The organism is Caulobacter sp. DWP3-1-3b2, assembly GCF_049896325.1.
Taxonomy (GTDB): domain Bacteria; phylum Pseudomonadota; class Alphaproteobacteria; order Caulobacterales; family Caulobacteraceae; genus Caulobacter.
Map to the genome: position 1 here is coordinate 1 of NZ_JAFCUB010000058.1, position 11751 is coordinate 11751.

Annotated in this window: 9 protein-coding genes; 3 read left to right on the top strand and 6 right to left on the bottom strand. The window is 67.5% G+C overall.

Annotated features, from left to right (window positions below; genetic code table 11):
• Positions 1–120: 120 nt before the first annotated feature.
• Entirely contained in the window at positions 121–690 is a 570-nt protein-coding gene (locus ACP7AG_RS20935; RefSeq protein ID WP_426033323.1) for a CGNR zinc finger domain-containing protein, read from the bottom strand.
• 92 nt (positions 691–782) lie between these two features.
• On the opposite strand from ACP7AG_RS20935, the gene ACP7AG_RS20940 reads away from it, so the two are divergent.
• Positions 783–1286 carry a lipocalin-like domain-containing protein gene (locus ACP7AG_RS20940; protein ID WP_426013120.1) on the top strand — a complete coding sequence of 168 codons (504 nt, stop codon included), beginning with the start codon at positions 783–785 and terminating at the stop codon, positions 1284–1286.
• Positions 1287–1504: 218 nt separating this feature from the next.
• On the opposite strand, the gene ACP7AG_RS20945 is transcribed toward ACP7AG_RS20940, so the two are convergent.
• The 3 genes from ACP7AG_RS20945 to ACP7AG_RS20955 are packed head-to-tail and all read right to left on the bottom strand — an operon-like array spanning position 1505 to position 7316.
• Positions 1505–2932: an efflux transporter outer membrane subunit gene (locus tag ACP7AG_RS20945; protein WP_426033325.1), complete on the bottom strand. Its 1428-nt coding sequence runs from the start codon at positions 2930–2932 to the stop codon at positions 1505–1507.
• Between the two features lies 1 nt (position 2933).
• Positions 2934–6128 (bottom strand): efflux RND transporter permease subunit, encoded by a 3195-nt coding sequence (locus tag ACP7AG_RS20950; protein WP_426033327.1) that lies wholly within the window; start codon positions 6126–6128, stop codon positions 2934–2936.
• Positions 6129–6140: 12 nt separating this feature from the next.
• Positions 6141–7316 (bottom strand): efflux RND transporter periplasmic adaptor subunit, encoded by a 1176-nt coding sequence (locus tag ACP7AG_RS20955; RefSeq protein ID WP_426033329.1) that lies wholly within the window; start codon positions 7314–7316, stop codon positions 6141–6143.
• Positions 7317–7504: 188 nt separating this feature from the next.
• On the opposite strand from ACP7AG_RS20955, the gene ACP7AG_RS20960 reads away from it, so the two are divergent.
• Together ACP7AG_RS20960 and ACP7AG_RS20965 are read left to right on the top strand one after the other, a co-directional pair.
• Positions 7505–8104, top strand: a complete 600-nt coding sequence (locus ACP7AG_RS20960; RefSeq protein WP_426013114.1) for a TetR/AcrR family transcriptional regulator — start codon at positions 7505–7507, stop codon at positions 8102–8104.
• Positions 8105–8211: 107 nt separating this feature from the next.
• Positions 8212–8919, top strand: coding sequence for a YceI family protein (locus ACP7AG_RS20965; RefSeq protein ID WP_426033331.1), 708 nt, complete (start codon positions 8212–8214; stop codon positions 8917–8919).
• 13 nt (positions 8920–8932) lie between these two features.
• Here ACP7AG_RS20965 and ACP7AG_RS20970 read toward each other — a convergent pair whose 3' ends face one another.
• Both ACP7AG_RS20970 and ACP7AG_RS20975 read right to left on the bottom strand, forming a co-directional pair.
• Positions 8933–9778, bottom strand: coding sequence for a rhamnogalacturonan acetylesterase (locus tag ACP7AG_RS20970; protein WP_426033333.1), 846 nt, complete (start codon positions 9776–9778; stop codon positions 8933–8935).
• Between the two features lie 135 nt (positions 9779–9913).
• Complete coding sequence (locus ACP7AG_RS20975; protein WP_426033335.1) at positions 9914–11518, bottom strand: family 43 glycosylhydrolase; 1605 nt, start codon at positions 11516–11518, stop codon at positions 9914–9916.
• Between the last annotated feature and the right edge of the window lie 233 nt (positions 11519–11751).

Sequence of the window (11751 nt, forward strand, 5' to 3'; positions counted from 1 at the left end):
AACAGGCTCCACAACCACACGCCTCGAAAGTGCCTGGGCTTCCAGACACCCGCCGAGGTCTACGCCCTGTTGCACTTCAAGTGTGAATCCACATCCCGGCCTTCGCCGGGATGAGCGGAATTAGAGAGACCGTTCCCGCTTCCGAAACCCTGCCGCCTTCGCCCTGTTCCCGCACGCGGTCATCGAGCACCACCGCCTGTCCCCCTTGCGGGAGGTGTCGAGGAACAGCACCGCGCAGGGCGGGCCTTCGCACTGGCGGATGCGGTCGGAGAGCTCGCCGCCCAGCAGGTCGACGCCGTCACGGGCCAGGCCGGCCAACAGGCTGCGCGCATCGCCAAACAACCGAGCGCGGCCATCCTCGCCCAGCCAGGGCGGGGCGGCGGGCAGGGCGGCGAAGCCATTGATCAGCTCGCGGTCGAGGCTCGGCAGGTCGCCGCCCGTGGCGCGGGCCAAGGCCAGGCGATAGAGCGCCTCGCGCAGGCCGCGGGCCTGGACCAGGTTGCCGTCGGTGGCGCTGGGCGAGACCTCGGCCAAGCCGGCGGCGACCAGCCAGCGATCGAGATCGGCGGGCGTGGCCAGCAGGTCGCGGGGCGCGGCGCCCAGGCGACCGGTCATCGTCGCCGGCAGGTCGAGCACCAGGCGGCCGCCTCGAAACTTGAAGCCGTCGCGGATTTCCGCCTTCGCGATCATGCGTTCCTGTCCAGTAACCGAATTGACAGGTTAGGATGCGTCGTCGAAGGTGCACAAGTAACCTGTCAAACAAGTTATCACTGGAGATCGACATGAGCACGACCACGACGCGGCCATGGGGCGTGGCTTTCGGTTTGACGTTAGCGGCCTTGTCGGTCTCGGCGGCGCACGCGGCCGAGCCATCGCTGGGGGGGACCTGGATCTTGGTCGCCGCCGACGACCTGCATCCCGGCGGGGCGCGCACCCACGGCTATGGCGAGGCGCCCAAGGGCCGGCTGATTGTCGATGACCAAGGCCGTTACAGCCTGCAGATCTTCAAGGCGGAGCGGCCGAGGTTCGCCTTGGCCGACAAGCGCAAGGGCACGGCGGCCGAGTTCGAGAGCGCCGTGCTGGGGTCGAGCACCCATTATGGGACTGTGACGATCGACGCGCCGGCCCACGTGCTGACCTTCCGAATCGAGGGCGCGTCCTATCCCAATTGGGAGGGCACGGAGCAGAAGCGGCGATATGAGCTGAAGGGCGAGGAACTGAGCTACCAGGTGCCGGCGGCGGCAGACGGGACGATCCCGATCTCGGTATGGAAGCGGGTAAGGTAGGGCCCGCTCCGCATACCCAATTCAGCGATCTTGCTATCGCGTCCTTCTCCCGCAAGGGGAGAAGGAAAATGGCACGCTTGGGGGAGGGGGCGCATGGGGGATCGCGTGGTCCGTCTAGAGCATTTTTCGAGCGAAGTGGTTCCGGTTCGCGTGAAAAAAAATACGTCAAAACAGAAGATTAGAGCTCACGGCCTGACGCAGTCAGGTCGGGAAATCCTCTAGGTCCCCGGCGCGGCGGGGGCGCCGCCGCCGAGGGCCTTGTAGAGGGTGGCCAGGTTGGTGGCGCGCACCAGGCGGGTGTTGATCAAGCCCTTCCGGGCCGTATAGAGCGTGCGCTCGGAGTCGAGCAGGCTGAGCGAGCTGTCGATCCCCGCGCCGTAGCGGGCCCGCGACAGGCGGACCGTGTCGTTGGCGGCGGCGACCAGGCGCTCCTGCGAGCCGACCCGGTCCTGGATGGTGGCCTGGACGGCCAAGCCGTCGGAGACTTCGCGGAACGCGGTCTGCACGGCCCGTTCGTACTGGGCTATGGCGATGTCGCGGCCGGCCTTGGCGCTGTCGAGATTGGCCATATTGGCCCCGCCGTTGAAGATCGGCAGGCTGATGCGCGGCGTGAAGCTCCAGGCGCCGCTGCCGCTGTCGAACAGGCCGCCCAGATCGTTGCTGGCCACGCCGGTCTGGCCGGTCAGGCTGATGCTGGGGAAGAAGGCCGCGCGGGCCGCGCCGATATTGGCGTTGGCGCCGGCCAGGCCGTGCTCGGCGGCCAGCACGTCGGGGCGACGGGTCAGCACGTCCGAAGGCAGGCCAGCCGGCAGGTCGGGCAGGATCTGGGCGGTGACCAGCCCGCCGGCCGGCAGCAGGTCGTTCAGCGCATCGGCGCCGACCACCAGCCGCAGGGCGTTCCTGTCCTGCTCGACCTGGGCCAGATAGGTCGCCACGTCGGAGCGGGCGTTCTCGACCAGGGTCTCGGCCTCGCGCACTTCCAGCAGCGAGATCGCGCCGGCCTCGAAGCGCCGGCGGATCAGGGTCATGGACTGGTCGCGGGTGGACAGGGTCTCTAGCGACAGGGCCAGCAGGTCCTGGTCGGCGGCCAGGGTCAGCCACGTGCCGGCCGTCTGGGCGATCAGGCTGATCTGCACCGCGCGGCTGTTTTCGCGGGTGGCCAGATAGCTCTGCAGCGCCGCGTCTTTGAGGCTGCGCACGCGGCCGAAAATGTCCAGTTCGTAGGACGTGACGCCGACGCCGGCCGAGTAGCTCTCGATGTCGCGACCGACCGCCACGCCGGGGATATTGGCCGTTTGCGACGATGAGCTCTGGCCTCGGGTCCCCATCGCCGAGGCGTCGATGCCCGGAATGAGCGCCGCGCGCTGAATGCGGTACTGGGCGCGGGCCTGCTCGATGTTCAGCACCGCCACCCGCAGGTCGCGGTTGTTGCTGAGGGCCATCTCGATGACGCCTTGCAGGCGCGGGTCTTCGAACACCTCGCGCCAGCCCAGGTCGGTGGCGGTGACCCTAGAGCCGGTATTCGAGGCCGCGACCGGCCAGGCGTTGTCGACCGCCAGGGCCGGACGCACGGTGGCGGGGGCCAGGGTGCAGGCGCCGAGGGCCGAGGCGGCCAACAGGGCCAGGGTCAGGCTACGCAAGTTCATCTCAGTGGCCCTCGGCCGGGGTGACAGGCGTCTCGGCGACATGGCGCGGCTTGGGTTTGAAAATCCGTTCGACGATCACGAAGAACAACGGGACGAAGAAGATCGCCAGGACGGTGGCCGAGATCATGCCGCCGATCACGCCAGTGCCGATGGCGTGCTGGCTGCCGGATCCAGCCCCGTTCGAAATCGCCAAGGGCAACACGCCGAAGATGAAGGCCAGCGAGGTCATGATGATCGGCCGCAGACGGATGCGCACGGCCTCCACCGTGGCCTCGACCAGGTCCATGCCCTTTTCGTGCAGATCCTTGGCGAACTCGACGATCAGGATGGCGTTCTTGGACGCCAGGCCCATGGTCGTCAGCAGGCCCACCTGGAAGTAGATGTCGTTGGACAGGCCGCGCAGGGTGGTGGCCAGCAGGGCGCCGACGATGCCCAGTGGAATGACCAGGATCACCGACAGCGGGATCGACCAGCTCTCATAAAGCGCCGCCAGCAGCAGGAAGACCACCAGGATCGAGACGCCATAGAGGGCGGGCGCCTGGCTGCCCGACTCGCGCTCTTGGGCCGACAGGCCGGTCCATTCGAAGCTGATGCCCGGGGGCAGCTGGGCGGCGATCTTTTCCATGGCGTCCATGGCCTGGCCCGAGCTCTTGCCCGGGGCTGGGGCTCCCTGGATGTTCATCGACGACAGGCCATTATAGCGCTCAAGGCGCGGCGAACCGTAGACCCAGCGGGTGGTGGCGAAGGCGCTGAACGGCGCCATCGCGCCGCTGCCGGTGCGGACGTACCAGTTGTTGAGGTCCTCGGGCCGCATGCGATAGGGCGCGTCGGCCTGGACATAGACCTTCTTGATCCGGCCCCGGTCGATGAAGTCGTTCACATAGGCCCCGCCCCAGGCGGTGCTCAGCGCGGCGTTGATGTCGGCCGTGGTCAGGCCCATCGCCCCGGCCTTGGCCTGGTCGATGTCGATCTTCAGCTGCGGGGTGTCGTCCTGGCCGTTGGGGCGGACGCCGGCCAGGGCCGGGTCTTTTGCCGCCATGCCGAGCACCTGGTTGCGCGCCGCCAGCAGGGCCTCGTGGCCGACGCCGCCGATGTCCTGCAGCTGGAAGTCGAAGCCCGAGGAGGTGCCCAGTTCCGGCACGGCCGGCGGCACGATGGCGAAGACCATGGCGTCGCGAATCTGCATGAACTTGCCCATGGCGCGGCCGGCGACGGCCGGGGCCTTGAGCCGGGCGGCCTTGCGCTCGTCGAAGTCCTTCATCCGAACGAAGGCCAGGCCGGCGTTCTGGCCGGCGCCGCTGAAGCTGAAGCCGGCGACGGTGAACACCGCCTGCACCGCGTCCTTCTCGTCGACCAGGAAGTGGTCGCGCACCTGGTCCAGCACCCGCTGGGTGCGTTCCTCGGTGGCACCCGGCGGCAGTTGGACGATGGTGAACATCGTGCCCTGGTCCTCTTCCGGCAGGAAGGCGCTGGGCAGGCGGATGAACAGGAAGCCCATCACCAGTATGACCACGCCATAGGCCAGCATCCAGCGGGCGCTCTTGCCCAGGATGCCGCGCACCGAGCCCTGATAGTTGCGGCTCATATGGTCGAAGCTGCGGTTGAACCAGTTGAAGAACCGGTTGAAGAAATTCATGACCCCGCCCAGCGGACCCGTACGGTCTGTCCGCAAAGGCTCGCCATGGCCCTGGCGAGCCGGCTGCAGCAAGGTGGCGCAGAGGGCCGGGGTCAGCACCAGGGCGACCAGCACCGACAGGCCCATGGCCGAGACGATGGTGATCGAGAACTGGCGATAGATCACGCCCTGCGAGCCGCTGAAGAAGGCCATGGGCACGAACACTGCGGCCAGCACCAGGGCGATGCCGACCAGGGCGCCGGTGATCTCGTCCATCGACTTGCGCGTGGCTTCGACGGGCGACAGGCCTTCCTCGCTCATCACCCGCTCGACGTTCTCGACCACGACGATGGCGTCATCGACCAGCAGGCCGATGGCAAGCACCAGGCCGAACATGGTCAAAGTGTTGATGGAATAGCCGAAGATCGACAGGATTCCGAAGGTGCCCAGCAGCACAACGGGCACGGCGATGGTCGGGATCAGCGTGGCGCGCCAGTTCTGCAGGAACAGGAACATGACGATGAAGACCAGGATGATGGCCTCGATCAGGGTCTTGATGACCTCCTCGATCGACAGCTTCACGAAAGGGGTGGAGTCGTAAGGGACCACGTACTGATAGCCGGCAGGGAAGGTCTTGGAGAGCTCCTCGACCCGCCTCTTGACGGCGTCGGCCGTGTCCAGCGCATTGGCGCCGGGCGCCAGCTTGATGGCGATGCCGGCGGCCGGCTTGCCGTTGTACTTGGCGCCAAAGCCGTAGCTCTCGGCGCCCAGCTCGACGCGGGCCACGTCGCGCAGGTGGACGATGGCGCCGCCGGCGCTGTTCCTGACGATGATGTTCTCGAACTCGGCCGGGGTGGTCAGGCGCGACTGGGCGGTGATCGTGGCGTTCAGGGCCGTGCCCGGCAGGTTGGGCGCCCCGCCCAGCTGGCCAGCCGAGACCTGGGCGTTCTGGGCCCGGATGGCGGCCTGCACGTCGGCTGGGTTCAGGCTGAAGCTGGCCAGCTTGGTCGGATCCAACCAGATGCGCATGGCGTATTGCGAGCCGAACATCTGGATGTCGCCCACGCCGTCGACGCGGCTCAGCGGGTCCTGCAGGTTGCTGGAGATGTAGTCGGCCAGGTCGGTGGCGGTGGTCTTGGGATCCTCCGAATACATGCCGACCACCAGCAGGAAGTTCCGGGCCGACTTGGCCACTGTCAGGCCTTGCTGCTGCACTTCCTGCGGCAGCAGGGCGGTGGCGGTCTGCAGCTTGTTCTGGACCTGCACCTGGGCGATGTCGATATCGGTGCCGGCCTTGAAGGTCAGTGTCGTCGTGGCCCGGCCCAAGTTGTCGCTGGTCGAGGCCATGTGATCCAGGCCGTCGAGGCCCTTCATCTTCTGCTCGATGACCTGGGTGACGCTGTCCTCGACGGTCTTGGCCGAGGCGCCGGGATAGACGGCGGTCACAGCGACCTGGGGCAGGGCGATGTTGGGATATTGGGCGATCGGCAGGCTGCGGATGGCCAGGGCCCCCGCCAGCATGATGACGATGGCCACGACCCAGGCAAAGATCGGCCGGTCGATGAAGAAACGGGAAAGCATCGGGGACCGGCCTTAGCGTTGAGCAGAGGTAGCAGGAGCGGTGATGACGGCGGCCTTGACCGGCGCGCCGGGGCGCACCTTCTGCAGGCCTTCGACGATGACCTGGTCACCCGGCTTCAGGCCCGAGGTCACCAGCCACTTGTCGCCGATCGTCTGGCTGGCGACCACGACACGTGGCTCGGCCAGGCTCTTGGCGCCGACCACCATCACGGTGGCGTTGCCCTTGGGATCACGGCTGACGGCCGCTTGCGGGATCAGCATGCCGCCATTGGCCACGCCCTTGCCGAGAATGGCGCGGACATACATGCCCGGCAGCAGCACGCCATTGGGATTGTCGAAGGTGGCGCGCAGGCCGACCGACCCGGTGGTGGGATCGACGCTGACGTCGGAGAACTCCAGGCGGCCGGGCACGGGATAGGTGGAGCCGTCTTCCAGCTTCAGGGTCACCTGAGCCGAACCCGAGCGGCCCAGCTGGCCGCTGTTCAGGGCGCTCTGCAGCTTCAGCATGTCCGAGGACGACTGGGTCAGGTCGACATAGATCTTCGACAGGTCCTGCACCGTGGCCAGGGCCGTGGCCTGGCCGGCGGTGACCAGGGCGCCCGGGGTCACCGTGCTCTTGCCGATGCGGCCCGAGATCGGGGCCAGCACGCGGGTATAGCCCAGATTGATGCGGGCGCCGTCGACGGCGGCCTTCTGGGCGGCGACATTGGCGGCGGCCGTCAGGGACGCGGCCTGGGCGTCGTCATTGTCCTGCTTGGAGACTGCGTTGATCTCGACCAGGCCCTTGTAGCGCTCGGCCTTGAGACGGGCGGCGGTGGCCTGGGCCTGGGCCTGGGCGAGACCAGCGGCGGCGCTGTTATAGGCGACCTGATAGGTCGCGGCGTCGATTTGGTACAGCGCCTGACCGGCGCGGACATAGCCGCCTTCCTGGAACAGCCGCGCCTTGACGATGCCGCCGACCTGCGGACGCACCTCGGAGATCAGGTGGGCCGAGGTGCGGCCGGTCAGTTCGGAGGTCAGGGTGACCGGCTCGATCCTGGCGATGATCACGCCCACCGGCGAGGGGCCGCGCGGTCCCATGCCGCCGGCCCCGCCCGCGCCCTTGCCTTGGCCACAGGCGGCCAGGGTCAGCGCGATGGCCGCGAGGCAGGCCGCCGAAAGGACGGCGCGAGAACGGTTGACGGACATAGAGAAACCCCAGGAGCGACAGGGCGCCGCAGGCGCTTGGCCTTGACGAGGCCCTGGTGGTAACCAACATGAGAATGAACGTTCATTCTCAATCGGGCTGGACATAGTTCCGGGGTTGTCGCAAGTCAACCTCGGGGGTTCCGTCCAGGTTGACGCGACGGAAATTTAATTGGGACTTGTAGCTTTCCATGGACGACGAAGCCCAGGCCGTGTGCAGGCCGACGCCGGAAGCCCGACGCCAGCAGATTCTTGACGCGGCCTGCGACTGCGTGCGCCAGGCCGGGTTCCATGGCGCCAGCATGGCCGAGATCGCCAAGGCGGCGGGTCTCAGTGTCGGCCAGATCTATCGCTATTTCGAGAACAAGGAGGCGATCATCGCCGCCATCGTCGCCCAGGACCTGGCCGAGATGCGCGAGAAGTTCGCCGAGATGAAAAGCCGGCCTGGCGACCTGCTGGACGCCATGACCGAGCACCTGCCCGAGGCAGTCGACAAATGCTTCGACCTGCGCCGCGCGGCCCTGGTGCTGGAAGTGCTGGCCGAGGCGGCGCGCAATCCCAAGGTGGCCTGCATTGTCCGCGCCGCCGACGAACAGGAACGCGCCTTCGCCCGCGGCATGCTGGAGCGCAGCCGCAATCCCGCTTGGAGCGATGCGGAGTTCCATGCCCGCAGCGAAGTGGTCGGCATGCTGTTCGACGGCATGATCATGCGCGCGGTCAACCATCCCGACACCGACCGCCAGGCCCTGGCCCGCGTGCTGGGCGCCACCGTGCGGCAGCTGCTCAGTTAGGGGCGCGGGGAAGCGGGGCCAACAAAGTCCGCGCCGCGATGTCGGATCATCGTCCCCAGCTTCGTCCTTGGGCTGACGACGCTGACAAAAGTTCGAGGGAGCCCACCATGACCGCGCCAACCCGCCGCCGGCCCTTCCGTTTGGCCCTGATGGCCGTCGCGGCCGCGGCCGCACTGGCCGCCTGTTCGCCGCCCGCCGACAGGGAGGCCGCCCCGCCGGCGACGCCGGCCGCCGGCCCCGCTCAGCCCGTCATGCCCCAGGTTCCGGCCGGCGACTACACGCTCGACAAGAGCCACTCGACGGTGGTGTTCAAGGTCGGCCATCTCGGCTTTTCGCAATATACGGCCCAGTTCGCCGCCTTCGACGCCAAGCTGAAATTCGACCCGGCCAATCCGGCGGCGGCCAGCGTAGAGGCGACGATCGACCCGCGCTCCCTGGTGATCCCCAGCCCGCCGGCCGGCTTCCGCGACGAACTGACCGGGCCATCCTGGTTCGACGCCGCGAAATATCCGGCCATCACCTTCCGCTCGACCAAGATCGAGGTCACCGGCGCCAATAAGGCGAAGATGACCGGCGACCTGACCCTGCATGGCGTCACCAAGCCAGTGGTGCTGGAAGCGACCTTCAACGGCGGCTATGCGGGCTTCGACATGGACTCGCACGCCCGCATCGGCTTTTCGGCCCACGGCGTGTTCAAGCGCTCCGACTTCGGCATGGGCTTCGGCGTGCCGGCCCCGGGCACGACCATGGGCGTCAGCGACGCGGTGGAGGTGCGGATCGAGACGGAGTTCAGCGGACCGGCTTGGGTGAAGTAGGGGCGTCTCAGCTCTACGGCGCCAAGACCCGCGCCAACTCCGGAACCGCCTTCGCCAACGCTTCAGCCACGATCGTCGCGCAAGCCTCCGCCCCCACCGGACCCAGGTGGGTATAGTCGAAGGGCGCCTCGCCCGGCGCGCCCGGCGCGGGCATCGGCACGGCGACGGCGCCTGGGATCGGCGGCTCATAGAACTTCACGCCGACCGTCGTGCCGGTCGCCAGGGCCTTGGCCACCTCCGCCGAGGGCGGCCCCTCGGCCCAGTCCGCCACCTTCACGGGGCCTAGCGCCTGAGCGGCGGCGGCGCTGCGGGCGTTCAAGTCGACCAGCGGCGTGGCGGTTTCGGCGGCGACGGCGCGGATGGCCTGGGCCCACGGGATCAGGTCGTCGACCAGCTTGCCGTCGCTGAACTGTCGGCGTGACAGTGGGGTCACCAGCACCGGATGGGCGCCCGCCGCGCGCACGTCGGCGACATAGCGCTTCAGATTGGTCGGAAACTCGGTCTTCAGGTCGGTCAGGCGCTCGGCCCGGCCATAGGCGTCGTTGTGGCCGAACTGGATCAGCACATAGGTGTCGGCGAAGCCCCCGGCCTTCATCTCGGAGAGGGCCAGGGTCCAGGATCCTTCGCTGCGATAGGTCTTGGTGCTGCGCCCGCCGCGCCCAAGGTTTACGCAGGCCACGGCCGACGTCACCCGCTGGCCGCAGAACGCCCCGCCCCAGCCGCTGCGCACCGCCGTGGTCGAGTCGCCGACCAGGATGATCTTGGTCGCCTTGAACGGCGGCGGATCAGCCGGGGCCTGGGCGAGGACGGGCGTCGCGATCAGGAGGGCGGCGGCGAGGAGGAGGGGCTTGAGCGTCATCGATCTTTCCACCAAACGATTGTCATCCCGGACAAGGTCCGGACGACCGCCGATCCGGGACCGCCGAAAGCGCCGGCGTTCACGCGTCGGTCCCAGATCTCCGCGCCGCGCGCTTGTCCGGGATGACAACATGGATTATGCTAGCGCCCGGTATTTGAAGCCCTTGAACCGCGCCGAGCCCTTGCCGGCCGCGTAGAGGCCCGGCTTCAACATCAGGAAGCCGCCGCGCACATTGTGGTGGTAGCCCGAGACCTCCATGCCGCGGTCGAACCGCTTCCAGGTCGCGCCGCCGTCCCCGCTGGTGTGGAAGGACACGATGTGGCGGTCGTTTTTCAGCCGCATCAGCATCTTCGACCCCTGCGGATTGGCCGGCCGGCCGCGCTCGATGCCGTACTGATGAGTGACGAAGTTCTTGGTGTCGAAGCCCAGGCCGCAATAGAGCTGGCGGTCATAGAACAGGATCAGGCCGGCCCGCGTGTCGGGATCGACCTCGATCTCGCATTCGATCTCATAGGCTTGGTCGCCGTTGACGAAGATCAGCGGAGCGCCGGTGCTGGGCGCCTCGCCGGCCCCCTTCAGGGTCATGACCCCGCCGGACCGGCTGATGCGGTCGTGCTCGCCTGGCTTGGGATCGAAGAAGTTCCATTGCAGGCCGTGCTTGTCGGCGCCGAAGTCATCCGACAAAGCCAGGCCGTGGGGACCCACCTTGCCACCCTTGGGCTTGGGGAGCGGCTTGGACAGATCGCCGCCGCCCACCTCGAACCAGCCGTCCTTGGTCCAGGTCACCGGGGCCAGCAGGGTCTGGCGGCCCAGGGTATAAAAGCCGTTTTCGTAGCCGTGATAGACGGTCCACCAGTCGCCGGCCGGACCCTGGACCAAGGTGGCGTGGCCGCGCGACCACCACTTTTCGCTATTGTCGGTGGTGCGCACGATGGGGTTTTTCGGATCGTTCTCCCAGGGCCCGGCCAACGACTTGGACCGCGCGACGATGACCATGTGGCCAGTCGGCGGGCCGGCCGTCCCGCCCACGGCGGTGACCAGGTAATAGTAGTCGCCGCGCTTGGTGACCTTGGGGCCCTCGGGCGAGAAGCCCTCGACGTCCCAGTCCTCGGGATAGTGCCACGGATCATAGACGTGCTCGGGCTTGCCGATGGTGGACAGTCCGTCGGGCGCCAACTGGATGCGGTCGCCACCCGACAGGAACAGCCAGCGTACGCCGTGTTCGTCGACCACATGGCCGGGATCGATATAGCGCGGCAGCTTCAGATCGACCGGCTCGCTCCACGGACCCTCGATCTGGTCGGCCCAGATCACATAGCTGGTGTTGTTGTCGGGAAACTTGGCCGGCAGGAAGATGTAGTAGCGGCCCCGGTGCTTGCAGAGCTCGGGCGCCCAGATCGAGCCGACATTGGTCTTCAGGGCGGCGGTCACCGGGGTCCAGTTGACGAGATCCGTCGAGCGCCAGATGAGCAGGCCCGGATAGGCGTCAAACGACGAGTGGGTCATGTAATAGAGCTCGCCGTCCTTGAGGATCGACGGGTCGGGATGGTCGCCGGCCAGGATGGGGTTGAGGAAGGTCCCGTCTCCGAGATCGGCTTTGCGCTGGCCCTCGACGCCCTTGGCCCAGGTCGCGGCGGGCTTGGCGGCGGCGGTCGCGGCGTCGGCGATCGTGGGAAGAGCGGCCGCGGCGGCGCCGGTGAAGACCGCGCCCAGCGCGCCTCGGCGATTGAGATCGACCATGTGTTTCCCTCCCAGAACGCGCGCGACGTTGGCTCGTCGCTTCAATGATACCGCTAGCCTATCGGGCCTTTCCGACCGATGTCCACCGGTGTCATCGCCGATAACGCTGTCAGCATGAAACGAAAAACGCCCAGAGGCATAGCCCCCGGGCGTTTTGTGTTTATTTAAAACACCCAAAAGGGGGGGGGAAGTGGGCCGTGTACAACAAGCGCCAAAACTAAATAGGACCGTGG

Excerpts from the sequence above, each read along its gene's own strand:
- ACP7AG_RS20970 (WP_426033333.1), bottom strand. The coding sequence starts at position 9,778 with ATGACGCTCAAGCCCCTCCTCCTCGCCGCCGCCCTCCTGATCGCGACG.
- ACP7AG_RS20960 (WP_426013114.1), top strand. The coding sequence starts at position 7,505 with ATGGACGACGAAGCCCAGGCCGTGTGCAGGCCGACGCCGGAAGCCCGA.
- ACP7AG_RS20955 (WP_426033329.1), bottom strand. The coding sequence starts at position 7,316 with ATGTCCGTCAACCGTTCTCGCGCCGTCCTTTCGGCGGCCTGCCTCGCG.
- ACP7AG_RS20975 (WP_426033335.1), bottom strand. The coding sequence starts at position 11,518 with ATGGTCGATCTCAATCGCCGAGGCGCGCTGGGCGCGGTCTTCACCGGC.
- ACP7AG_RS20965 (WP_426033331.1), top strand. The coding sequence starts at position 8,212 with ATGACCGCGCCAACCCGCCGCCGGCCCTTCCGTTTGGCCCTGATGGCC.
- ACP7AG_RS20935 (WP_426033323.1), bottom strand. The coding sequence starts at position 690 with ATGATCGCGAAGGCGGAAATCCGCGACGGCTTCAAGTTTCGAGGCGGC.
- ACP7AG_RS20945 (WP_426033325.1), bottom strand. The coding sequence starts at position 2,932 with ATGAACTTGCGTAGCCTGACCCTGGCCCTGTTGGCCGCCTCGGCCCTC.
- ACP7AG_RS20940 (WP_426013120.1), top strand. The coding sequence starts at position 783 with ATGAGCACGACCACGACGCGGCCATGGGGCGTGGCTTTCGGTTTGACG.
- ACP7AG_RS20950 (WP_426033327.1), bottom strand. The coding sequence starts at position 6,128 with ATGCTTTCCCGTTTCTTCATCGACCGGCCGATCTTTGCCTGGGTCGTG.